Here is a 22421-nt window from a genome sequence, read left to right as displayed (position 1 = left end):
GACCTCGGAGTGAGGAGTGCAGTGGCAGGTAAGGCCCGCGTACACGAGCTTGCTAAGGAGCTCGGGGTCGAAAGCAAGACAGTGCTCGCCAAGCTGAAGGAAATGGGCGAGTTCGTTAAGTCCGCGTCCAGCACCGTCGAGGCGCCCGTCGCCCGACGCCTGCGTGGCGCATTCGTCGCGTCCGCCGGTGGTTCGTCGGCACCGTCCGCTCCGGCGGCGGCCCCGAGCCCGGCACCGACCCCGACGCCGCCCCCGACCCCGGGTGCCCCCCGGGTCTCGGCCCGACCGATGCCGCCCCGGCGGCCGGCCGCGCCGACCCCTGGACCGAAGCCCAAGGGCCCGGTCCCCGGCCCGCCGCAGCCGGTGACCCCGGTCGCCAAGCCGGCGAGCGCACACGACATCGAGGTGGCCGCCGCCGAGGCGCGCGCCGCCGCGTTGAAGGCCGAGCAGGAGGCCGCGGTCAAGGCCGCCCAGGCCGCCCGGCAGCAGCAGCGGGACAACGTCCGGCGGGAGCCGCCCACCGAGGGTGGCCCGCGTCCGGGTCCGCGTCCCGGCCCCAACGCCGTACCGCCGCGTCCGGGCACCCCGGCCGCTGGCCGGCCCGGTGGTCCCCCGGCGGGCCCCGGTGCCCGTCCCGGTGGTCGTCCGCCGGCGCGCGGTGCCGGTAACAACCCGTTCGGTATCCAGGGTGGCCAGCAGCAGCGGCCCCCGGCGGCCGGCGGCGGCGGTCCCCGGCCGAGCCCGGCCGGCATGCCCCCGCGGCCGAGTCCGGCGTCGATGCCCCCGCGGCCCAGCCCGGCCTCGATGCCGAGCCAGCGGCCCACCACCGGTCGCCCCGGCGGTCCCGGTGGCGGTCGTGGTGGCCCCGGCGGCGGTGCCGGTCGTCCCGGTGGCGGTGGCGGTGGCTTCCGTCCCGGTGGCGGCGGCGGTGGCGGTGGCTTCCGTGGCGGTCCCGGTGGCGGCGGTGGCGCCGGCGGCGGTGGCTACCGTGGTGGCCCCGGTGGCGGCGGTGGCGCTCCCGGCGGTGGTTTCCGTCCGGGTGCCCCGGCCGGTGGCGGTGGTCGTCCCGGTGGTGGCGGTCGTGGCCGTGGCGGCGGTGCCGCGGGTGCCTTCGGGCGTCCGGGTGGCCGGCCGACCCGTGGCCGCAAGTCCAAGAAGCAGCGCAGACAGGAGTTCGACAACCTGTCGGCCCCGACCATGAGCTCGGGCGCGCCCCGGGGTCAGGGTCAGGTCGTCAGGCTCTCCCGTGGCGCCTCGCTGTCGGACTTCGCCGACAAGATCAACGCCAACCCGGGTTCGCTGGTCCAGGAGATGTTCAACCTGGGCGAGATGGTCACCGCGACCCAGTCCTGCTCTGACGAGACCCTGCTGCTGCTCGGTGAGCACCTCGGTTTCGACGTGCAGATCGTCAGCCCGGAGGACGAGGACCGCGAGCTGCTCGCGCAGTTCAACATCGACCTCGACGCCGAGGTCGCGGAGGACCGCCTGGTCAGCCGTGCGCCGGTGGTGACCGTCATGGGTCACGTCGACCACGGTAAGACCAAGCTGCTCGACGCGATCCGTAAGGCGAACGTGGTGGCCGGCGAGGCGGGTGGCATCACCCAGCACATCGGCGCCTACCAGGTCCACGTCCCGCACGAGGGCGAGGACCGCGCGGTGACCTTCATCGACACCCCGGGTCACGAGGCGTTCACCGCCATGCGTGCCCGTGGTGCCCAGGTCACCGACATCGTGGTGCTGGTGGTGGCGGCCGACGACGGCGTCATGCCGCAGACGATCGAGGCGCTCAACCACGCCAAGGCGGCCGAGGTGCCGATCGTGGTCGCGGTCAACAAGGTCGACAAGCCGGAGGCGAACCCCGACAAGGTCCGCCAGCAGCTGACCGAGTACGGCCTGGTCGCCGAGGAGTACGGCGGCGACACCATGTTCGTCAACGTGGCGGCCAAGCCGGGCATCGGCATCGACGAGCTGCTGGAGGCGGTCCTGCTGACCGCCGACGCGTCGCTGGAGCTGACCGCTCCGATCGACGGGCCGGCGCAGGGTGTGGCCATCGAGGCGCACCTGGACAAGGGTCGTGGTGCGGTGGCGACGGTGCTGGTGCAGAAGGGCACCCTGCGGGCGGGCGACTCGATCGTCGCCGGTGGGGCCCACGGCCGGGTCCGCGCCATGCTCGACGAGAACGGCAACCAGGTCGCCGAGGCCGGTCCGGCCCGTCCGGTCCTGGTGCTCGGTCTGACCGCGGTGCCGGGTGCGGGTGACACCTTCCTGGCCGCCGAGGACGACCGCACGGTGCGGCAGATCGCCGAGCAGCGGCAGGCACGACGGCGGGCGGCGTCCTTCGCCAACTCCCGTGGCCGGGCCACCCTCGAAACGCTCATGGAGCAGCTCAAGGAGGGCGAGAAGACCTCGCTCAACCTGGTGCTCAAGGGCGACGTCTCCGGTTCCGTGGAGGCCCTCGAGGACGCGCTGTTCAACCTCGACATCCCCGAGGAGGTCCAGCTCAGGATCATCCACCGGGGCGTGGGTGCGATCACCGAGAGCGACGTCATGCTCGCGAGCGCCTCGTCCGAGGCGGTCACGATCATCGGCTTCAACGTGCGGGCCGCCAACAAGGTCCGCGAGATCGCCGACCGCGAGGGCGTGGAGATCCGGTACTACACCGTCATCTACCAGGCCATCGAGGAGATCGACGCCGCGCTCAAGGGGCTGCTCAAGCCGGAGTACGAGGAGGTCGAGCTGGGCACCGCGGAGATCCGCGACGTCTTCCGCTCGTCCAAGATCGGCAACATCTCCGGTTGCATCGTCCGGTCCGGCATCATCCGCCGCAACGCCAAGGCGCGGCTGCTGCGGGACGGGGCGGTCGTGGCGGACAACCTCACGATCAGCTCGCTCAAGCGGTTCAAGGACGACGCGACGGAGGTCCGCGAAGGCTTCGAGTGTGGTCTGACTCTGGGCGGTTTCAACAACGTCCAGGTCGGCGACACCATCGAGACCTTCGAGATGCGGGAAAAGCCGCGCGCCTGACAACAGTGCTCAAGGGGTTTACGCCATCCGGCGTAAACCCCTTGAGCATGTCCGGGCCGGTTCCGTAACGTCCGTGGCGATGTATACCGGAACCGCACTCTTCGACCTGCTCCTGCCGGGTGACTCCCGCTCGCTCAAGGCGAAGCGCTCCTACGTCCGGCCCATCGTGGCGGCGCTGCGCCGGTTCGAGGTGTCGGCCGCCGAGGTGGGCGCGCTCGACCTGCACGGTCGGGCCGAGATCGGGGTGGCCGTGGTGGCCGCCGAGGCGACCCACGTCCGCGACGTGCTCGACTCCTGCGAACGGCTGGTCGCCGCCCGCCCCGAGGTCGACCTCCTCTCTGTCCGCCGCCACCTCCACACCCCCGAAGACTGACCACCCTCGCCGCCTGCCCCCCGCTGATCCCGTACACCCTCCCCACCGGCCCCCGCTGGTGCCCGCCTGCCCTCGTGGACCCCGAGTGTCTTCGTTGACCCCACAGCTCCTCGTTCACCCCTGGGCCCTCGTTGAACTCGCCTGCCCTCGTTGATCAAGAGCTTTGCGTCAGCCTCGACGGTGATCAAGAGCTTTGCGTCAGCTTTGATCTTCAGGTTGACGCAAACCTCTTGATCAGTTGACGCAAACCTCTTGATCACCGGGGCGGGTTGGGCGGGGCGGGTTGGGCGGGGTGGGGAGTGGGGCGGGAGTGGGGTGGGGCGGGGTGGGGGCGGGCGGGTGGGGGTGGCGCGCGGGTAGTGTTCGAGGTGTTGGGTGGTTGGTCCCGGTGACGTCCGCGTCGCCGTTCCGGCCGCGGAAGGAACGCCCTGGAGGTGGGGGACATGACTGATCCGGCCAAGGTTCGCCGGCACGCCGAGCGGATTCGCGAACTGGTCGCCTCGGTGGTGCGGAGCCAGATCAAGGACCCCCGGCTCGGGATGATCACCATCACCGACGCCCGGATCACCGCCGACCTGCGCGACGCCACCGTCTTCTACACCGTCCTCGGTGACGCGGCGGCCCAGGCCAGCACCGCCGCCGCGCTGGAGAGTGCCAAGGGCATGCTGCGTAGCACCGTCGGCAAGGCCCTCGGGCTGCGTCACTCGCCCTCGCTGGCCTTCGTCCTCGACGACGTGCAGGACCAGGTCAAGCAGATCGACGACCTGCTCGCCCAGGCCCGGCACGCCGACGCCGAGGTGCAGCGGCTGGCCGCCCAGGCCAAGTACGCGGGCGACGCCCAGCCGTACCGGGTCGACGACGAGGACGACGAGGCGGACGACGACGTCAGCACCGACACGTCCGCGACGGACCGGCGGTGACGGCCGCCCCGGGCACGGCCGACGAGCTCCGTACCGGGTCACCGTCCGCGGGCCCCGGCGAGGATGACTGGGCTGCCGCCGTCGCGGCGGTACGTGGCCTGTCGGCCGACGCCCGGGTGCTGCTGATCTGTCACGTCAACCCGGACGGCGACGCGCTGGGCAGCATGCTCGGCTTCGGGCTCGGGCTGCGCCGGCTCGGCGTCCACCGGTTGCAGGCCACCTTCCCGGGGCCGCCCGAGGTGCCGGAGCCGTTCCGTTGGCTGCCGGGCCTCGACCTGCTGGTGCCGGCGGCGGAGGCGTACCCGGACCCGGACCTGGTGGTCTGCTTCGACGCCGCGAGCGAGTCGCGGCTCGGTGACCTGGTCGACCGGCTCGACACCGCCGGCACCTCGATCGTCCTCGACCACCACGCCTCGAACACCGGTTTCGGTGCGGTATGCCTGGTCGACCCGGTGGCGGCGGCGACCTCGGTCGTCGCCGAGCAGTTGCTCTCCCGGCTCGACGTGCCGCTGGACGCCGAGATCGCGACGGGTCTCTACGTCGCGCTGACCACCGACACCGGCTCGTTCCGGTTCGCGGCCACCACTCCCGAGGTGCACCGGCTCGCCGCCCGGCTGCTCGCCACCGGCCTGCGCCCCGGTGACATCTCCCGTCAGGTCTTCGACACCCGGCCGTTCGGGGCGGTCCGGCTCTTCGGTGAGGTGCTGGGCCGCGCCCGGCTCGAACCGGAGGCCGCCGCCGGTCACGGCCTGGTCTGGACCGACGCCACCCTCGACGACCTGGCCCGGCACGACCAGCAGCCGTACGTGCTGGAGTCGCTGATCGACTCGGTCCGCTGCACCGCGGAAGCGGACGTCGCCTGTGTGCTCAAGCAGGTCGGGCCGGTCGAATGGGCGGTGTCGATGCGCAGCAAGGGTGCCGTCGATGTCAGCGCGGTGGCGGTGGCGTTGGGTGGCGGAGGCCACCGCTTCGCCGCCGGTTTCACCGGATCGGGCGACGCCGAGCAGGTCATCGCCCTGATCAGGGCCGAGTTGGCCGGTGCGCTGACCGGTGGCCCCGCCGATGCCGACGGGTGTCGGTCTTCCCGCACGCAGTGACCCCGGGGAGAATCGGACGATGGAGCAGCCGCACGAGATCGCCGTGGACGTCTCCCGCGCCTGGGACAGGCCGGTGGTCACCGTGCCGGTGCTGGCCTGCCTCTCCCTGGTCGGTGGGCAGTTCCCGTCGTTCTCGGCGCAGGCCAACATCTGGACGCTGGGAACCGGCGGTGCGCTGATCTGGCTCGGGCTCGGCAACCGGGTGCAGCGTCGGCCGGCACCGCGTCGGCTGGGCCGGGGCGCCGTCTGGTGGCTGCTCCCGGCGGCGCTGTTCGGGGTGCTCGAAGGGGCCACCTTCGTCATGGCGGTCGGCGACGAGTTCCCCACGTTCTCCCGCCTGGCCGATCCGCTGCTGGAGGACGACCTGGTCCGTTCAGCGGCCTGGTTCGCCTGGCTGGCCGCGTTCTGGGGGCTGGTACGGCGATGATGCGGACCCTCGCCATCAGTGGCTTCCTCGCTTCGCTGGTGCTTTTCGCGGTCGTCGAGTGGGCGGCCCGCCGGGCGGGTTCCCGGATCCCCTCCCTGGGCGACATCTGTGCCTACGTGATGCGGTACGAGGTCGGGCCGGTGCCGGTCGGACGGATCGGCGTGTTCGGGTTCTGGTGGTGGCTGGGCTGGCACTTCCTGGCCCGCTGACCGCCTACCTCCCGGCGGGTCCCGGCCGCTGCGGGCCGGGCAGGAGCGGCGGCTAGGGGTCCGGGCCCGGTGCTACCTGTTCGGCTGGGGCTCGGGTCTGGCCGGCGGGTTCGGCCCGGTGTCAGGTGGTTGGTCCGGGCCGGCCTTTCCTCCCTCGTGCGGTGCGTCCGCCCGGCCCGGTTCTGCCGGGTTCGAGCTGCCCGGTCGCACACCTCGTGCGGGTTCGACCCGATTGAGGCTCGTCTTCGGTCGGGGTCGGGCCGGTTCGGCGGTGCCGTTCCGTGGTCGGCGTGTCCTGCTCGATCGGACGGGTCACGGGGGCTCCGGCGGAGTCCGGTTCCTGCGCGGTGCGGGTGTTCGTGCCGCGTCGGTCGGGTCGGGGTGCTCCCGGGGTGCTCGCCAGGCTCGTCCAGATGACGGGAAGAGTGGGCACTATTTGGAAAGTAAACGTTAACTTGGGAGAGGCCGACGTCACGCCGTGACGCAGGTCGCGGGCGGTGGTGCCACACCCGGTGCCGCCTCCCTCCAGGGTCTGACCGACCCGGGCTCACGCTGCCAGGCGAGCCGCTCCGGTGATCCCGGGCTGCCTTCCCGGCGCTCAGCAGGACCGCCCGTCCGGGCCACCTGTTCAGTGGTCCGCACCCTGGAAGGACACACCGCCATGGCGACCAAGCCCAAGACCGAGACCACCGACGAGGCCCGCGAGCAGATGCGCCGCGCGTTGCAGACCTCGATGGACACCCGTCAGTGACCCTGCCCCACCGCCGGTGACCCGCCGCCCGGCTGAGTCGTGACTCAGCCCGGCCCGGTGGTCGTGCTCGGTTCCGCTAGGCCCGGTGCCGTTCGTCCCACCCGGGTCAGCCCCGGGTCGGGGTCCCGGCGTGGCCCGGCTCCACCCCGGCCCAGGTGCGGTCCGGCTCGGCCGTAGCGCCGACTCCGGATCGTCCCGACCCTGGCGTCAGCCGGGTACGGGCCGGTCCAACACCGGCTGCGCTCAGCTCCATCCCCTCCCGGCCCTCGGCCCGGCTCCGGTTGCGCTCGGCTCCACCCTGGCCAGGGCCCGACTCTGGCCGCGACCGGTGCCCCAGCAGGGCCAGACTGTTCAACCCACCCGGCCGAACCGTGTTCGACCGGCTCCACCATGCGGTGTCCAGGGTCGCCCGGCTCAGGCCGCGTCCGACCGCAATGATGGGACGACATCCAGAGATCACTCGATCGGTCGGTGCACCCCGCGGTGACCGAAACCGTCCCATCGGCCGGCCGGTCGGGTCCTGGCCAGAGCCGGGCCGCCCGTTGGCCCGCATCCGCCGGGCCGCGCCGGCCGGGGCACCCCCGTCGCGTCCGTCGGGCCGACCGGCCAGGGCACCCCCCGTTGCCTCCGTCGGGCCGACCGGCCGGGGCACCCCCCCGTCGCCTCCGGGCCGCGCCGCCTCCGCCAGCTCGGCCCATGTCAGTCGCGCCCGGCTCGGTCCACGTGAGCCGCGCCGGCTCGGTCCACGCCGGTCGAACCCCGCCGTTCGGGCCAGGGACGCCAGGCCAGGGACGCCAGGCCAGGGACGCCGGGCCGGGCACGCCGGGCCGGGCACGCCGAGCCGGGGACGCCGGGCAAACCATGCCCCGCAATCCCGCCCCCCGCTGAATCCGCCCGGCCCAGACATTCCGCCTCACCCACTCCATCACCCGGATGCCCGGCCCCTACGGTCGCGTGCGTCGCCGGGTCGTTTCCGTCGACGCCGTTCGGTAAGTGATGCTGACGCTTGCGTTCCTTACCGCAGGCATGCCAGGATCGGCGGCGATGAGCCAGTCCACCGCCACCGCCACCGCCACCGCGCTCGCCTCGCCGCGCCGGATCGCCGCGCTCGCCCTGCCCGCCCTGGTGGTGCTCGCGGCCGAACCGCTCTACGTGCTGGTCGACACCGCCGTCGTGGGGCACCTGGGCCGGGTCCCGCTGGCCGCGCTCGCCGTCGGCGGCACGGTGTTGACGCTCACCGCCTGGCTCGGCACCGTGCTGGCGTACGGCATCACGGGGCGGGCGGCCCGCCGGTTCGGTGCCGGTGACCGGGCTGCGGCGCTGGCCGAGGGCGTCCAGGCGTCCTGGTTGGCGTTCGGGGTGGGCGTGCTGGTGGCCGTCGGCATGCAGGTCGGCGGTGACGCGCTGGCGCGTACCCTCGCCGGTGGTGGTGGCGAGGTGGCCGACACCGCCGGGCAGTGGCTGCGGATCGCGGCCCTGGGCGCGCCCGGCCTGCTGCTGGCCGCCGCCGGCAACGGCTGGCTGCGCGGCATCCAGGACACCCGCCGCCCGCTGCTGTTCGTGCTCGGGCCGAACCTGCTCTCCGCACTGCTCTGCCCCCTGCTGGTCTACCCCGCCGGGCTCGGGGTGACCGGCTCGGCGGTGGCCAACGCGATCGCCCAGACCGTCTCGGGTGCCCTCTTCGTCGGGGCGCTGCTGCGGGAGCGGGTGGGCGTGCGGCCCCGGCCGGCGCTGATCCGCCAGCAGTTGGTGCTCAGCCGGGACCTGCTGATCCGGGGGCTCGCCTTCCAGGCCAGCTTCCTGTCCGCCACCGCCGTCGCCGCCCGGTTCGGCGCCGCCGCCGTGGGGGCCCACCAGATCGCGCTGCAGCTGTGGTTCTTCACCGCGTTGCTGCTCGACGCGTTGGCGATCGCCGCGCAGGCGTTGATCGGCGCGACACTGGGTGCCGGCGACGCCGCCGGGGCGCGCGCCCTGGCCCGCCGGTTCGCCCTGCTCGGCGGGGTGTGCGGGGTGGCCTTCGCGGTGCTGATCGCCGCCGGGGCCGGCGTCGTGCCGTCCCTGTTCAGCTCGGATCCCGAGGTACGCGGGCAGGCGATGGTGGCGTGGCCCTGGTTCGTGGCGATGCAACCGTTCGCCGGGGTGGTGTTCGCCCTCGACGGTGTGCTCATCGGTGCCGGCGACATCCGCTACCTGCGCAACCTGACCGTGGTCGCGGCGGTCGGCGGCTTCCTGCCGGCGATCTGGCTCTCCCACGCGTTCGACCTCGGTCTGGGCGGCATCTGGGCCGGCCTCACCCTGCTCGTGGTGATCCGGCTCGTCGGCGTGCTGCTGCGACTGCGGTCCGGCAGGTGGGCGGTGGTCGGCGCGGTGCGCTGACCGACGCGCGGCGACCGGTGACGGTTCTCCGGCCGGCCAGCTCCCGTCGTGGACGTCGCCCGTCGGGGCCGGTGCGGTCCGCCGGCGCGCGGTCCGGCCCCGACCAGCTCGGCAACCGCCGGCCGAGGGTACGACGGGTGACGCATCCACTCGGGGAGTCCGACCCGGGCACGGTGCCCGGGTGGGGGCGGTGTGGTCATGCCGCTCCTGACGACCGACGAGGCGTCTGCGGGGTGGCACGGCATGGTGCCGTGCGGTGGCGGGCGGGATGGACCCGTCTGGCAGGCTTGGCGGTCGTGAACGGTGACGGTCTGATCGTGGTCGACAAGCCCGGCGGCATGACGTCGCACGACGTGGTGGCGCGCATCCGCCGGTTGGCCCGTACCCGCCGGGTCGGGCACGGCGGCACCCTCGACCCGATGGCGACGGGGGTGCTGGTGATCGGGGTCGGCCGGGCCACCCGGCTGCTGACGTACGTGATCGGGGCGGGCAAGAGCTACACCGCGACGGTCCGGCTCGGCCAGTCCACGGTCACCGACGACGCCGAGGGCGACGTGATCGGGACCACGCCGGCCGGTGCGCTGACCGACGCCGCGATCCGGGCCGCGTTCGTGCCGTTGACCGGCGAGATCGACCAGGTGCCCAGCGCGGTCAGCGCCATCAAGATCAATGGGGAGCGGGCGTACAAGCGGGTCCGGGACGGCGAGCAGGTCGAGCTGCCCGCCCGGCGGGTCACCGTCTCCCGGCTCGACGTGTCGGCGATCCGCCGGGACACCCCGGACGTGGTCGACGTGGACATCGACGTCGACTGCTCGTCGGGGACGTACATCCGGGCGCTGGCCCGGGACGCGGGCCTGGCGCTCGGCGTCGGCGGGCACCTCACCGCGCTGCGGCGGACCGCTGTGGGCAGTTTCACCCTGGCCGAGTCGGCGACCCTCGCGGCGCTGGAGCAGCGCGCGCCCGAGGTGGTCACCCTGCCCCTCGATACGGCCGCCGACAGGTACTTCTCCCGTCGGCAGGCCAGCGCCGACGAAGCGAAGGTGCTCTCCCACGGCGGCCCGCTGGACCCGGTGGGCATCGCCGGACCGTACGCCGTCTTCGGACCGGACGGTGGCCTGATCGCTATCGTCAGCGAGCGGGACGGCCGGGCCCGCGCGGAGATCGTGCTCGCCCCGGCCTGACCGGGCCGCCGGCCGGCGCGGTGGGGACGGGTGGGCAACGACGGCCGGGACGACCGGCGGCGGGTGGTACGGGTGTGAGCCGGTCAGCGGCGGAGCAGGAAAGGAGCGGCATGCAGCGGTGGCGGGGGTACGAGGCGACGCCCGGTGACTGGGGGCGGTCGGTCGTCACCATCGGCGTCTTCGACGGTGTGCACCGGGGGCACCAGGCGACCATCGGGCACGCCGTGGCGCGGGCCCGTGAGCTGGGCGTACGGTCGGTGGTGGTGACCTTCGACCCGCATCCGGCCGAGGTGGTCCGCCCCGGCGCGCACCCGGCCGTGCTCACCGAGCCCACCCGCAAGGCGGAGCTGATCGAGGCGCTCGGGGTCGACGTGCTGTGTGTGGTGCCGTTCACCGCCGAGCTGTCCCGGTTGCCGGCCGAGGCGTTCGTGCACGACATCCTGGTCGAGCACCTGCACGCGGCGCTGGTCGTGGTGGGGGACAACTTCCGGTTCGGGCACCGGGCCGCCGGGAACGTGGCGCTGCTCGAACAGCTCGGTGGGACCTTCGGCTTCGGGGTGGAGAACGCCCCGCTGGTCGCCGCCGACGGCACGGTCTTCTCCTCGACGTACGTCCGGGCCCGGATCGAGGCCGGGGACGTGGCGGCGGCGACCGTCGTGCTCGGCCGGCCGCACCGGCTGGAAGGGGTGGTGGTGCTGGGCGACCAGCGCGGCCGGGAGCTGGGTTTCCCCACCGCCAACCTGCGCTGCCCGCCGCACGCGGCGGTGCCCGCCGACGGGGTGTACGCCGGCTGGCTGGTGCGCGGGGGCATCGAGCGGCTGCCGGCGGCCATCTCGATCGGCACCAATCCGACGTTCGCCGGCCGGGAGCGCCGGGTCGAGGCGCACGTGCTGGACTTCGCGGGCGATCTGTACGGCGAGCAGGTCGCCCTCGACTTCGCCGCCCACCTGCGTGGCCAGATCCGGTACGACGCGATCGAACCGCTGCTGGTGCAGATGGCCGAGGACGTCGCGCGGACCCGGGTGGCGGTCGGCTGACCGGCCCGGCGGGCCGGGTCGGCGGGCCGCCGACGCCCGCCGCGCGGGCCTTGACCGGGCGGTTCCGCGACGGGCTGGTAGTGTGGCGGTGACGTCGGATGACCGACGCGGGGCCTCGCGTGCCTGCACGACGCCGCGGGTGCGAGGTTCGTCCGTCCCCGGTCCGTTCGGACCCGAACGACGGACACCAGTTGTCAACCCACCGAAACAGGGAGAACATGGCGCTCGACCAGGAAGCCAAGGCCAAGATCCGCTCGGAGTACGCGACCGCCGAGGGCGACACCGGTTCGCCGGAGGTCCAGGTCGCGGTCCTCACCAAGCGGATCGCGGAGCTGACCGAGCACCTGAAGGTGCACAAGCACGACCACCACAGCCGCCGTGGGCTGCTGCTGCTGGTCGGTCGGCGCCGTCGGCTGCTCAACTACGTCCAGAAGAAGGACATCAACCGCTACCGGTCGCTGATCGAGCGGCTCGGCCTGCGCCGATGACGTGACGGGGGAGCGGCCACCTGCCGCTCCCCCGTTCCGCGCACCACCAGAAGAAGAGGGCCGCGCGACCACCCGAGAGGGAGCCGGTCAGCGTACCGGTCTCCGGTAGTGGCCCCCGGGCATCCCGGCAACCTGCCGGCCACCCGGGCGCTTCGATCGAAGACCGGCCGTCTGAGCAGCTCCGGTGTCGTGGGCCCACGACGCGAAGGAGTACCGCCGCACATGACCGAGACCAACCTCGGCACCGAATCCCGCACCGCCGTGATCGACAACGGGTCCTTCGGCACCCGTGAGATCACCTTCTCCACCGGCCGGCTGGCCCGCCAGGCCGCCGGCTCCGTCATCGCCCAGCTCGGCGAGACGGTCGTCCTCTCCGCCACCACCGCCGGCAAGCACCCGAAGGAGCAGTTCGACTTCTTCCCGCTGACCGTCGACGTCGAGGAGCGGATGTACGCCGCGGGCCGCATCCCCGGCTCGTTCTTCCGCCGCGAGGGCCGGCCCAGCGAGGACGCGATCCTCACCTGCCGGCTGATCGACCGGCCGCTGCGCCCGTCGTTCGTCAAGGGCCTGCGCAACGAGGTCCAGGTCGTCGAGACCGTCCTCGCGCTCGACCCGCAGCACCCGTACGACGTGGTCGCCATCAACGCGGCCTCGATGTCGACGAAGCTGTCCGGCCTGCCGTTCTCCGGCCCGATCGGGGCGACCCGGGTGGCCCACGTCGACGGTCAGTGGGTGGCCTTCCCGACCCTGGAGGAGCTGGCGCGGGCCACCTTCGACATGGTGGTGGCCGGCCGGGCCCTCGACGACGGCGACGTCGCGATCATGATGGTCGAGGCCGAGGCGACCCCGCACGCGGTGACCCTGATCGCGGCCGGCGCGACCGCCCCGACCGAGGAGATCGTCGCCAGCGGCCTGGAGGCCGCCAAGCCGGCCATCCGCGAGCTGTGCCGCGCGCAGAGCGAACTGGCCGAGGTGGCCGCGAAGCCGGTCACCGAGTTCCCGGTCTTCCTCGACTATCAGGACGACGTCTACCAGGCGGTGGCCGAGCTGGTCCGCGCCGAGGTGGCCGAGGCGCTCCAGATCGCCGGCAAGGCCGACCGCGAGGAGGCCCTGGACCGGGTCAAGGCCAGGGTCGCCGAGGAACTGACGGCCCGCTTCGAGGGCCGGGAGAAGGAACTCTCCGCCGCCTTCCGGTCGCTGACCAAGTCCGAGGTCCGCAACCGGGTGCTGCGCGAGCAGGTTCGCATCGACGGCCGGGGGCCGCGCGACATCCGGCCGCTGACCGCCGAGGTCGGCGTGCTGCCCCGGGTGCACGGTTCCGCGCTGTTCGAGCGGGGCGAGACCCAGATCCTGGGCGTCACCACGCTGAACATGCTGCGCATGGAGCAGATGGTGGACACCCTCTCCCCGGAGAACCGCAAGCGTTACATGCACAACTACAACTTCCCGCCGTACTCGACCGGGGAGACCGGCCGGGTCGGCTCGCCGAAGCGGCGGGAGATCGGCCACGGCGCGCTGGCCGAGCGGGCGTTGCTGCCGGTGCTGCCGTCGCGCGAGGAGTTCCCGTACGCCATCCGGCAGGTGTCCGAGGCGCTCGGCTCCAACGGCTCGACCTCGATGGGGTCGGTCTGCGCCTCGACGCTGGCGCTGCTGTCGGCAGGTGTGCCGCTCAAGGCGCCGGTGGCCGGCATCGCGATGGGCCTGATCTCCGACGAGGTCGACGGCAAGACCCAGTACGTGACGCTGACCGACATCCTCGGTGCCGAGGACGCGTTCGGTGACATGGACTTCAAGGTCGCCGGTACGCCGGAGTTCGTCACCGCGCTCCAGCTCGACACCAAGCTCAACGGCATCCCGTCGGACGTGCTGGCCGCCGCGCTCCAGCAGGCGAACGAGGCCCGGCAGACGATCCTCGGGGTGATGCAGGCGGCGATCGAGGCCCCGGCCGAGATGTCGGACTACGCGCCCCGGGTCACCACCGTCAAGATCCCGGTGGACAAGATCGGCATGGTGATCGGCCCGAAGGGGCAGACCATCAACGCCATCCAGGACGAGACCGGTGCCGAGATCTCCATCGAGGACGACGGCACGATCTACGTCGGCGCGACCAACGGCCCGTCGGCGCAGGCCGCCGTGGACCGGATCAACGGGATCGCCAACCCGACCCTGCCCAAGGCCGGCGAGCGGTTCCTCGGCACGGTGGTCAAGACCGCCGCGTTCGGCGCGTTCATCTCGCTGCTGCCCGGCCGCGACGGCCTGCTGCACATCTCCAAGGTGGGCGACGGCAAGCGGGTCGAGCGGGTCGAGGACTTCCTCAACGTCGGCGACAAGGTCGAGGTGGAGATCGCGGACATCGACGCCCGCGGCAAGATCTACCTGGACAAGGTCCGGCCGGAGGGCGCCGAGGCGCCGGCCGCCGGTGAGGCCGCCGGTGGCGACCGACCGGCCGGCCGGGGCGGTGACCGGGGCCCGCGTGACCGCGGTGACCGGGGTGGCGACCGGGGCGGTCGTGCCCCGGAGCGCGGCGAGCGTGGCCCGGGTGGCGGCGAGGGTGGCGACGGCGGCGAGCGTCCGCGTCGGCGTACCCGGCACAGCTGAGCAGTGACCGGCCGGGTGACGACGTCGTCGTCACCCGGCCGGTGTGTTCCCTCCACCCCTCGTCGCACCGAGAGCAGGTCTGCGTGAGCCGTTCGCCGTTCCCCCCGGCTCGACGGCCGGTGGCGTCGCCCGGCGTCGTCCGGCACGCCACCGCCGGGCAGGCCGGCCGCGCCGGTGCGGCGTCCCGGGCGGTCACCCGCACGATCAGTGACGACCCGTTGGGCGGCACCGTGCGGCGGACCGTGCTGCCGAGCGGGCTGCGGGTGCTCACCGAGGCGATCCCGACGATGCGCAGCGTCTCGTTCGGCATCTGGGTCACCGTCGGCTCGCGGGACGAGACGGGCCCGCAGGCCGGTGCCGCGCACTTCCTGGAACACCTGCTGTTCAAGGGCACCCACAAGCGCACCGCACTGGAGATCTCCGCCGAGATCGAGGCGGTGGGTGGCGAGACCAACGCCTTCACCACCAAGGAATACACCTGCTACTACGCGCGGGTGCTCGACGAGGACCTGCCGCTGGCCATCGACGTGATGTGCGACGCGGTCGCCGACTCGCTGCTGGAACCGGCCGACGTGGAGACCGAACGCGGGGTCATCCTCGAAGAGATCGCCATGCACGACGACGAGCCCGGCGACGAGGTGCACGACCTGTTCGCCCGCGCCGTCTACGGTGACCACCCCCTCGGCCGGTTGATCTCCGGTACCGAGGAGACGGTCACCCCGATGACCCGCCGGCAGATCCAGAGCTTCTACCGTCGCCGCTACACCGCGCCGCAGATCGTGATCGCCGCCGCCGGCAACCTCGACCACGCCGCCGTGGTCCGGCTGGTCCGCCAGGCGCTGCGCGGCACCCCGCTGGACACCGACCCGGCCGCGCCGGGCACGCCCCGACGCAACACCCCGGCGGTACGCACGAAGCCGGCCGCCGTCCTGGTCGAGCCGAAGGAGACCGAGCAGGCGCACGTCATCCTCGGCTGCCCCGGCATCGACCGGGTCGACGAGCGGCGGTTCGCCCTCGGGGTGCTCAACAACGTCCTCGGCGGCGGCATGTCCAGCCGGCTGTTCCAGGAGATCCGCGAGCGGCGTGGCCTGGCCTACTCGGTCTACTCCTACGCCAGCCAGTACGCCGACAGCGGCCTGTTCGCCGTCTATGCCGGCTGCGCGCCGGGCAAGGTCGACGAGGTGCTCCAGCTGACCCGCGCCGAACTGGCCCGGGTGGCCGCCGACGGGCTCACCGAGGCGGAGGTGGCCCGGGGCAAGGGGATGAGCAAGGGCTCGTTCGTGCTGGGCCTGGAGGACACCGGGTCCCGGATGAGCCGGCTGGCCAAGGGCGAGCTGCTCTACGGCGATCTGATGCCGGTGGACGAGTTGCTGGCCCGGGTCGACGCGGTGACCGTGGCCGACGTGAACACCCTGGCCGCCGAGCTGCTGGGCCGGCCGATGTCGCTGGCGGTGGTCGGCCCGTTCGGCGAGCACGACTTCGCCGGCTGAGCCCGCCACCCACCACCCTCCGCCGGGCCGTCCGGGCGGCGGTCGACCCGTCGGTGTCCGGGGTGCGCGGCGACCCGCGATACGGGTCCGGAGCGCGTGCCGGGACCGGCCGGTGGGACGGTGGTGGTCCGGCGGTGGCCCGCGTCCCGATTGGGATAGGTTGTGCCGCGTGACTGACGAGCAGGAGAAGGTTCCGGGCGGGGCGGTCCGGGTCGGCGTGCTGGGGGCCCGGGGCCGGATGGGTGCCGAGGTGTGCCGGGCGGTCGACGGGGCCGACGACCTGGCGCTGGTGGCCGCCGTCGACCAGGGTGACGAGCTGTCCGCCGCCGCCTCCGCCGAGGTGGTCGTCGACTTCACCACCCCGGACGTGGTCATGGACAATCTGCGCTGGTGCATCGACCAGGGCGTGCACGCGGTGGTCGGCACCACAGGCTTCACCGGGCAGCGGCTGGAGCAGGTGCGCGGCTGGCTCGCCGCCCGGCCCGACGTCGGGGTGGTGATCGCCCCCAACTTCGGCATCGGCGCGGTGCTGATGATGCAGTTCGCCGCCCGCGCGGCCCGGCACTTCGAGTCCGTGGAGATCATCGAGCAGCACCACCCGCGCAAGCTCGACGCGCCGAGCGGCACCGCCACCCACACCGCCCGGCTGGTCGCGCAGGCCCGCGCCGAGGCCGGCCTCGGCCCCGCCCCCGACGCGACCAAGGACGAGGTGCCCGGCGCGCGGGGCGCCGACATCGACGGGGTACGCGTGCACGCGGTCCGCGCCACCGGCCTGCTCGCCCACCAGGAGGTGCTGTTCGGCACCCTCGGCGAGACGCTGACCATCCGGCACGACTCGTACGACCGGGTGTCGTTCATGCCCGGGGTGCTGCTGGCCGTGCGGGCGGTCCGGCAGCGGCCGGGCCTGACCGTCGGCCTGGACGCCCTGCTCGACTGAGCCCTGCCCGACTCGCCCCGCCCGGCCGAGGGGCCGGCGGTCGGTGTCGCGTCGACACCGGATGCGGCGGCGGCGAATTCGTTGGCGGTGCGCCGGACCGGCCCCTAGGCTGCCCCGGTGCTGGATTCCGGACATACCGATCGGCTCGGGCGGCGGGTCACCCTGCGTCCGGTGGACGACGACAACTGGCGGGCGGTGGCCGACCTGGCCCCCCGCGACGACCAGCGGGACTGGGTACCGGCGCTGGCGGCCCGCTACCTGGTGCTGACCGCGCGTTCCGAGGTCTGGACGTCGCTCGCGGTGCACGCCGACGAGACCGTGGCGGGCCACGTCATGTGGGGCGTGGACGACGACGGGTCGCGGTGGATCGGCGGGATGCTCATCGACGCCGCCGAGCAGGGCCGGGGGGTGGGCCGGGCCGCCGTACGCACCCTCGCCGACTGGCTGGCCGGGCCGGACGGCGGGCACCCCGTCCGGTTGTCGTACCACCCGGACAACACGGCCGCCGCCCGGCTCTACACCGCGCTGGGTTTCGTCCCCACCGGCGTGGTGGAGGACGACGAACTGGTCGCCGAACTGCGCCGCTGACCCGGCGGTGGGATCACTCCTGCTCGATCACCGACAGGATGTTGCCGGCCGGGTCGGTGAACCAGGCGATCGTCGGCCCGTTGTCGCGCATGATCCCCCGGTCGTCCTGCGGCAGCCCCGGGTAGCGCGCGAACCGCACCCCGCGTGCGGTCAGCTCGTCGACCGCCCGGTCGACGTCGGCCACCGGGAAGTTGAGCACGGTGAACGTCGCCGGCACGTGGTCGGCCTTGGGATAGACCACCACGTCCCGGTCGCCGGCCAGGTGCAGCATCAGCAGCCCACCGGGGCCGCCGAGCTGCGACACCCGCAGGTCGAGGGTGCCGGCGTAGAACTCCCGGGCCCGGTCGGTGTCGTCGGCCGAGAACCCGCTGAACGCCTTCGTCTCCCGGAACATGCCCGTCTCCCTCACCGTCGGTGGCGTACCGCCGCCTCCGGTCTACCAGGACGGGCCGACAGAACCGGCCGGATCAGGGCGTGTCGTCGTCCGGCTCGGTGGGCACCGCGACGTGCAGCCGTACCTGGGGGACGAGCATGTCGTCGACGTCCAGCGCGCGGGCCGCGCCGTCCGGCTCCCAGCCGGTGCTGGTGAGGAACCTACGGGTCGCCTCGTCGCCGTCGAACGCCCAGGCGACCGCATGGGTGAACCCGTCGCCGCGCCAGGCGTCCACGGCGGCGGTGAGCAGCCGGCTGCCGTGCCCGCGCCGGCCCCAGCGCGGCTCGACCAGCAGGTCGGTCACCGCGACCACCTCGGCCCCCAGCGCGGTGGCCGGCTCGCCCGGGGCGAGCGCTTCGGCGTCCGCCGGCCCGGAAGCCGCGAACCCCACCAGATAGGATTGCTCGGCCTGTTCCACGGCGACGAGCACCCGGTGTGCGGCCGAGGGCGGCTCCTGCACCGCCGCGCTCCACCGCCGGGCGAGCCACGCCTCGTCCAGGTTGTCGAGCACGTGCCGGGGCAGCAGCCGACGGTACGCGACCCGCCAGGTCGCGAGCTGCACACGGGCGATCTCGGCGGCGTCCTCGGGACGCGCCGGGCGGACGTACCCCAGAGCCATGGCACGAAAGCCTAGGCCACAGCGAGGGAGACGACGGTGGCGCAGGGGGCCAGGCGCACGACCGGGCAGGTCGTCGCGGTGGTGGTGCTCGCCGTCGCGGTGGCCGCCTTCCTGTCCGTGGCGGCCGTCCGGCACGGCTTCTTCGACCTGAAGGTCTACTACGGCGCGCTGACCTTCTGGGTGCACGACCACGGCGAGATCTACGACTACCTCAAGCCCGGCACCCAGTACGGCTTCACCTACCCGCCGTTCGCCGCCCTGGTGATGCTGCCGATGGCGTACCTGCCGTGGCCGGTCGCGATCACCGTCAGCGTGGCCGCCACGGTGGTGGTCAGCGCGGTGCTGGTCTGGTGGCTGCTCGACCCGGTCGCCCGGCGGGCCGGCTGGACGCGGTGGTTCGTCCTGGCGGTGGCGCTCTGCCTGGCCGCCGCGTTCGAGCCGATGCGGGAGACGGTCAACTTCGGCCAGGTCAACATGCTGCTGCTCTTCCTGGTGGCGGTGGACCTGCTGCGGCTGCTGCCGGCCCGTAACAGATGGGCCGGGGTGGGCATCGGGCTGGCCACCGCGATCAAGCTGACCCCTGGCGTGTTCATCGTCTACCTGCTGGTCACCAGGCGGTTCCGGGCCGCCGGCACCGCCGTCGCCGCCGCCGCGGCGGCCACCCTGCTCGCCGCGGCCCTCTTTCCCGACGCCGCCCGGGAGTTCTGGACGTCGGCGCTGTGGAACACCGACCGGGTGGGCGAGTTGGCGTTCGTGTCCAACCAGTCGCTGCGCGGGGTGGTGGCCCGGCTGAACCCGGAACATCCGAGCACCCTGGCCTGGCTGGCGCTGGTGCTGGTCACCCTGGCGGTCTGGGGCTGGCGCTGCCGGGCCGCCGTGGCCGTCGGCGACGAGGCCACCGGGCTGGCCCTGACCGGCGCGCTGATGTGCCTGGTCAGCCCGGTCACCTGGGTACACCACCTGGTCTGGTTGATCCCGGCGCTGATCCTGCTGGTCGACAACGCGGTCGCCGCGCCCGCCGGCAGCCTGCGGCGGCGGGCGCTGCTGGCCCTCGCGGTGGTCTCCTACGTGCTGCTGTGCAGCCGGATCGTCTGGGCGTGGGAGAAGGACTTCACCGGGGTCGGCGGCTTCCTGGGCAGCAACACCTACGTCTGGATCAGCCTGGCCCTGCTGGTGCTGCTGCCGATCCGCACCTGGGCGGCACCGGTCGGTGGCGGGCCCGGCGACCCGGTCGGACCGGTCGACCCCGCCGTCGGGCGGCGGCCGGCCGGCTCAGCCGGGCAACCGGCCGGTGTAGCGCAGTTCGTCGAGGTGGACCGGGGGGCCGCCACCGGCCAGCGGCACCTGGTAACGGGACCGCTCACCGTCGACTGACAGCCCGGCCCGCTCGTAGAACCGGCGGGCGCGGGCGTTGTCGGCGAGCACCCAGAGCCGGTACTCCCGCCAGCCGCGTGCCGCCAGCCCGTCGCGGGCGGCGGCGAACAGGGCCTGCGCGGTGCCGTCGCCCCAGTGGGCCGGCTCGACGTACATCGCCAGCACCTCGCCGTACGCCGGGTCGAGATCGCCCCGGTCCTGGTTGTTGCGGTACGGCCCGAAGGTGGTGAACCCGGCAGGCAGCCCGTCGATCTCGGCGAGCAGGGTGGTGAACGGGTGCTCCGGGTCGGCCGTGCCCACGTCCCGTCGGCGTTGCGCCCAGGCCACCGGGTTGAGTCGGGCCAGCACCTCGGCCGGCATGATGCCGGCGTACCCGGCCTGCCAGCCGTGGATGTGCACCCGGGCGATCGCCTCGGCGTCGTCGGGCTCCTCGCGGCGGATGGTGAGCATGCGTCCGTTCTATGCCCCGACGGGCGGTCGGTCCAGTGTCCGCTCCGGTGTCGTACCACTGGTCTAGGGTCGTCGCGATGGCCGCACCGGAATCGCTCTCGCTCGCCCAGGCCCGGCGGATGACGCTCGCCGCCCAGGGCTTCGCCGACCCGCCGCCCGCCGGCACGCCCACCCGCCGCCACCTGCGCCGGGTGCTCGACCGGGTCGGGCTGATCCAGATGGATTCGGTGAACGTGCTGCAACGCGCGCACTACCTGCCGCTCTACAGCCGGCTCGGCCCCTACCCGACCGGCCTGCTCGACACCGCCGCCTACCGCCGCCCGCGTGAGCTGTTCGAATACTGGGGGCACGAGGCGTCCCTGGTGCCGGTGGGGCTGCACGCTGCGCTGCGCTGGCGGATGGCCAAGGCCCGCGACGACGCCTGGGGCGGGATGCGCCGGATTGCCGCCGAGCAGCCCGAACTGGTCGCCTGGGTGCGCGACGAGGTGGCCGCCGCCGGGCCGCTGACCGCCGCCGAGATCGAACACGACGCGCCCCGGGAGACCGGCAACTGGGGCTGGAACTGGTCAGCGGTGAAGCGGGCACTGGAGTTCCTGTTCTGGGCCGGCGAGGTCACGGCCGCCGACCGGACGCCCTCCTTCGCCCGCCGCTACGACCTGCCCGAACGGGTGCTGCCGGCGGCTGCGCTCGACGCCCCCACGCCGACCGACGCGCAGGCGTACCGCACCCTGGTCGCGGTGGCCGCCCGGTCGCTGGGGGTGGCCGCCGAGCCGGAGCTGCGGGACTATTTCCGGCTCCCGCTGGCCGGTGCCCGGCAGGCGGTCGCCGACCTGGTCGAGGCCGGTGAGCTGGTGCCGGTGACGGTGCAGGGGTGGCGGCAGCCGGCCTGGCGGCACGTCGACGCCCGGCTGCCCCGGTGGGTGCGGGGCAACACCCTGGTCAGCCCGTTCGACCCGCTGGTCTGGGAGCGGGCCCGCACCGAGCGGCTGTTCGGCTTCGGCTACCGGATCGAGATCTACGTGCCGGCCGCGCAACGGGTGCACGGCTACTACGTGCTGCCGTTCCTGCAGGGGGAGCGGTTCACCGCCCGGGTCGACCTCAAGGCCGACCGCAGGGCCGGGGTGCTGCTGGTGCCGGCGGCCTGGCAGGAGCCCGGCGTCGACCCGGGGGAGACCGCCGTCGCGCTCGCCGCCGAACTGCACCGGCTCGCCGGCTGGCTCGGCCTGGACGCGGTCGCCCCACCGGCGGCCGGTGACCTGGCCGCCCCGCTGACCGCCGCGTTGCGCAGCCTCACCGGTGTACCGTGAGGCCGTGACGAGCGTTGACGGGCCGACCGGGCCGACCCGGTCGGGGCAGGGCACCGATCCGACGTCGACCGGTGCCGCACCGGCCGGCACCACCCACACGCTGAGCGACCCGCCCCCCGTCGGCACGCCGACCGGTCCGTACCCCGTCGGCACGCCGACCGACCCGTACCTCCACCCGGGCGCGGGCGTCGACGGGCTGCCGCCCGGGTCCTGGTCGGCGGGGCCGCCGGTGGTGTGGCAGCCACCCGAGCCGGACCGGCTGACCCGGTTCGTGCTCCGGCTGCACGCCCGTTCGCCGCGCTGGGCGGCGCCGCTGGCCGCGCTCGGCTGCGTCGCCGCGGGCATGGGTTACGCGCTGGTCAGTGATCCGACCACCAGCGACCCGGACGCCGCGCCGAGCTGCCTGCTCAAGCTGACCACCGGGCTGGACTGTCCGGGCTGCGGGGGCACCCGCGCGCTGTGGTACCTGCTGCACGCCGACCTGCCGGCCGCCGCCCGCCATCACGCCGTGTTCGTCTTCGCGGTGCCCTTCCTGGCGTACCTCTTCGTCGCCTGGGCGGGCCGGCAGGCGTTCGGGTGGCGGCTGCCCGAGCTGCGGCTCAGCTCCCCGGTGATCGGCGGGTTCCTCGCGGTCTGGATGGCGTTCTCGGTGCTGCGCAACCTGCCCTGGGCGCCGTTCACGGCGCTGTACGTCTGACCGGCTGCGGCCCGGCCGGAATCGGGTGGGAGACGTTGGCCACCC

The 22421-nt window shown here is 73.6% G+C and carries 20 protein-coding genes; 17 read left to right on the top strand and 3 right to left on the bottom strand.

The window, feature by feature from the left end; all coding sequences use genetic code 11:
• Positions 1 to 21: 21 nt before the first annotated feature.
• The 14 genes from infB to ACWCHM_RS20030 all read left to right on the top strand — a co-directional run bounded on the left by infB (position 22) and on the right by ACWCHM_RS20030 (position 17496).
• Positions 22 to 3024 carry a translation initiation factor IF-2 gene (gene infB, locus ACWCHM_RS20095; protein WP_204956929.1) on the top strand — a complete coding sequence of 1001 codons (3003 nt, stop codon included), beginning with the start codon at positions 22 to 24 and terminating at the stop codon, positions 3022 to 3024.
• Between the two features lie 79 nt (positions 3025 to 3103).
• Positions 3104 to 3397, top strand: coding sequence for a DUF503 domain-containing protein (locus tag ACWCHM_RS20090; protein WP_204956930.1), 294 nt, complete (start codon positions 3104 to 3106; stop codon positions 3395 to 3397).
• Positions 3398 to 3840: 443 nt separating this feature from the next.
• Complete coding sequence (gene rbfA, locus ACWCHM_RS20085) at positions 3841 to 4317, top strand: 30S ribosome-binding factor RbfA (RefSeq protein WP_454219354.1); 477 nt, start codon at positions 3841 to 3843, stop codon at positions 4315 to 4317.
• Positions 4314 to 5414, top strand: a complete 1101-nt coding sequence (locus ACWCHM_RS20080; RefSeq protein ID WP_454219352.1) for a DHH family phosphoesterase — start codon at positions 4314 to 4316, stop codon at positions 5412 to 5414. Before rbfA ends, ACWCHM_RS20080 begins: the two co-directional genes overlap by 4 nt.
• Before the next feature lie 19 nt (positions 5415 to 5433).
• Positions 5434 to 5841 carry a hypothetical protein gene (locus ACWCHM_RS20075; protein WP_281899725.1) on the top strand — a complete coding sequence of 136 codons (408 nt, stop codon included), beginning with the start codon at positions 5434 to 5436 and terminating at the stop codon, positions 5839 to 5841.
• Complete coding sequence (locus ACWCHM_RS20070) at positions 5841 to 6050, top strand: DUF6186 family protein (RefSeq protein WP_204957318.1); 210 nt, start codon at positions 5841 to 5843, stop codon at positions 6048 to 6050. Before ACWCHM_RS20075 ends, ACWCHM_RS20070 begins: the two co-directional genes overlap by 1 nt.
• Before the next feature lie 1795 nt (positions 6051 to 7845).
• Positions 7846 to 9177, top strand: a complete 1332-nt coding sequence (locus ACWCHM_RS20065) for an MATE family efflux transporter (RefSeq protein ID WP_204956934.1) — start codon at positions 7846 to 7848, stop codon at positions 9175 to 9177.
• A gap of 296 nt (positions 9178 to 9473) precedes the next feature.
• On the top strand, positions 9474 to 10358 hold the full coding sequence (gene truB, locus ACWCHM_RS20060; protein ID WP_204956935.1) for a tRNA pseudouridine(55) synthase TruB: 885 nt from the start codon (positions 9474 to 9476) through the stop codon (positions 10356 to 10358).
• Positions 10359 to 10468: 110 nt separating this feature from the next.
• Complete coding sequence (locus tag ACWCHM_RS20055) at positions 10469 to 11395, top strand: bifunctional riboflavin kinase/FAD synthetase (RefSeq protein ID WP_204956936.1); 927 nt, start codon at positions 10469 to 10471, stop codon at positions 11393 to 11395.
• 218 nt (positions 11396 to 11613) lie between these two features.
• Complete coding sequence (rpsO, locus tag ACWCHM_RS20050; protein WP_067302624.1) at positions 11614 to 11883, top strand: 30S ribosomal protein S15; 270 nt, start codon at positions 11614 to 11616, stop codon at positions 11881 to 11883.
• A gap of 222 nt (positions 11884 to 12105) precedes the next feature.
• Positions 12106 to 14481 carry a polyribonucleotide nucleotidyltransferase gene (locus tag ACWCHM_RS20045; RefSeq protein WP_204956937.1) on the top strand — a complete coding sequence of 792 codons (2376 nt, stop codon included), beginning with the start codon at positions 12106 to 12108 and terminating at the stop codon, positions 14479 to 14481.
• Between the two features lie 119 nt (positions 14482 to 14600).
• Complete coding sequence (locus ACWCHM_RS20040) at positions 14601 to 15971, top strand: M16 family metallopeptidase (protein WP_204957319.1); 1371 nt, start codon at positions 14601 to 14603, stop codon at positions 15969 to 15971.
• A 169-nt stretch (positions 15972 to 16140) separates the two neighbouring features.
• Positions 16141 to 16908: a 4-hydroxy-tetrahydrodipicolinate reductase gene (gene dapB / locus ACWCHM_RS20035; RefSeq protein WP_204956938.1), complete on the top strand. Its 768-nt coding sequence runs from the start codon at positions 16141 to 16143 to the stop codon at positions 16906 to 16908.
• A gap of 117 nt (positions 16909 to 17025) precedes the next feature.
• Positions 17026 to 17496 (top strand): GNAT family N-acetyltransferase, encoded by a 471-nt coding sequence (locus tag ACWCHM_RS20030; protein WP_421489090.1) that lies wholly within the window; start codon positions 17026 to 17028, stop codon positions 17494 to 17496.
• A gap of 13 nt (positions 17497 to 17509) precedes the next feature.
• Here ACWCHM_RS20030 and ACWCHM_RS20025 read toward each other — a convergent pair whose 3' ends face one another.
• Together ACWCHM_RS20025 and ACWCHM_RS20020 are read right to left on the bottom strand one after the other, a co-directional pair.
• Positions 17510 to 17890: a VOC family protein gene (locus ACWCHM_RS20025; protein ID WP_145918428.1), complete on the bottom strand. Its 381-nt coding sequence runs from the start codon at positions 17888 to 17890 to the stop codon at positions 17510 to 17512.
• Between the two features lie 73 nt (positions 17891 to 17963).
• Complete coding sequence (locus ACWCHM_RS20020) at positions 17964 to 18548, bottom strand: GNAT family N-acetyltransferase (protein ID WP_204956940.1); 585 nt, start codon at positions 18546 to 18548, stop codon at positions 17964 to 17966.
• 36 nt (positions 18549 to 18584) lie between these two features.
• Between ACWCHM_RS20020 and ACWCHM_RS20015 the strand changes: the two genes are divergently transcribed.
• Positions 18585 to 19922, top strand: coding sequence for a glycosyltransferase 87 family protein (locus ACWCHM_RS20015; RefSeq protein ID WP_454219350.1), 1338 nt, complete (start codon positions 18585 to 18587; stop codon positions 19920 to 19922).
• On the opposite strand, the gene ACWCHM_RS20010 is transcribed toward ACWCHM_RS20015, so the two are convergent.
• A complete protein-coding gene (locus tag ACWCHM_RS20010) occupies positions 19821 to 20372 on the bottom strand; it encodes a GNAT family N-acetyltransferase (RefSeq protein WP_204956942.1) in 552 nt (183 codons plus the stop codon). The genes ACWCHM_RS20015 and ACWCHM_RS20010 overlap by 102 nt on opposite strands.
• A 77-nt stretch (positions 20373 to 20449) precedes the next feature.
• On the opposite strand from ACWCHM_RS20010, the gene ACWCHM_RS20005 reads away from it, so the two are divergent.
• Both ACWCHM_RS20005 and ACWCHM_RS20000 read left to right on the top strand, forming a co-directional pair.
• A complete protein-coding gene (locus ACWCHM_RS20005) occupies positions 20450 to 21679 on the top strand; it encodes a winged helix-turn-helix domain-containing protein (RefSeq protein WP_421489086.1) in 1230 nt (409 codons plus the stop codon).
• A 4-nt stretch (positions 21680 to 21683) separates the two neighbouring features.
• Positions 21684 to 22376, top strand: coding sequence for a DUF2752 domain-containing protein (locus ACWCHM_RS20000; protein WP_421489085.1), 693 nt, complete (start codon positions 21684 to 21686; stop codon positions 22374 to 22376).
• Positions 22377 to 22421: the final 45 nt, after the last annotated feature.

The sequence above is a fragment of the Micromonospora sp. SCSIO 07396 genome (assembly GCF_053667945.1).
The sequence above is the reverse complement of the archived record's forward strand: the minus strand, read 5'-3'. Positions and strand labels throughout refer to the sequence as shown.

Coding starts and splice junctions, on each gene's coding strand:
- ACWCHM_RS20090 (WP_204956930.1), top strand. CDS start 3,104: ATGTATACCGGAACCGCACTCTTCGACCTGCTCCTGCCGGGTGACTCC.
- rbfA (WP_454219354.1), top strand. CDS start 3,841: ATGACTGATCCGGCCAAGGTTCGCCGGCACGCCGAGCGGATTCGCGAA.
- ACWCHM_RS20075 (WP_281899725.1), top strand. CDS start 5,434: ATGGAGCAGCCGCACGAGATCGCCGTGGACGTCTCCCGCGCCTGGGAC.
- ACWCHM_RS20070 (WP_204957318.1), top strand. CDS start 5,841: ATGCGGACCCTCGCCATCAGTGGCTTCCTCGCTTCGCTGGTGCTTTTC.
- ACWCHM_RS20065 (WP_204956934.1), top strand. CDS start 7,846: ATGAGCCAGTCCACCGCCACCGCCACCGCCACCGCGCTCGCCTCGCCG.
- ACWCHM_RS20055 (WP_204956936.1), top strand. CDS start 10,469: ATGCAGCGGTGGCGGGGGTACGAGGCGACGCCCGGTGACTGGGGGCGG.
- rpsO (WP_067302624.1), top strand. CDS start 11,614: ATGGCGCTCGACCAGGAAGCCAAGGCCAAGATCCGCTCGGAGTACGCG.
- ACWCHM_RS20045 (WP_204956937.1), top strand. CDS start 12,106: ATGACCGAGACCAACCTCGGCACCGAATCCCGCACCGCCGTGATCGAC.
- ACWCHM_RS20025 (WP_145918428.1), bottom strand. CDS start 17,890: ATGTTCCGGGAGACGAAGGCGTTCAGCGGGTTCTCGGCCGACGACACC.
- ACWCHM_RS20020 (WP_204956940.1), bottom strand. CDS start 18,548: ATGGCTCTGGGGTACGTCCGCCCGGCGCGTCCCGAGGACGCCGCCGAG.
- ACWCHM_RS20010 (WP_204956942.1), bottom strand. CDS start 20,372: ATGCTCACCATCCGCCGCGAGGAGCCCGACGACGCCGAGGCGATCGCC.
- ACWCHM_RS20005 (WP_421489086.1), top strand. CDS start 20,450: ATGGCCGCACCGGAATCGCTCTCGCTCGCCCAGGCCCGGCGGATGACG.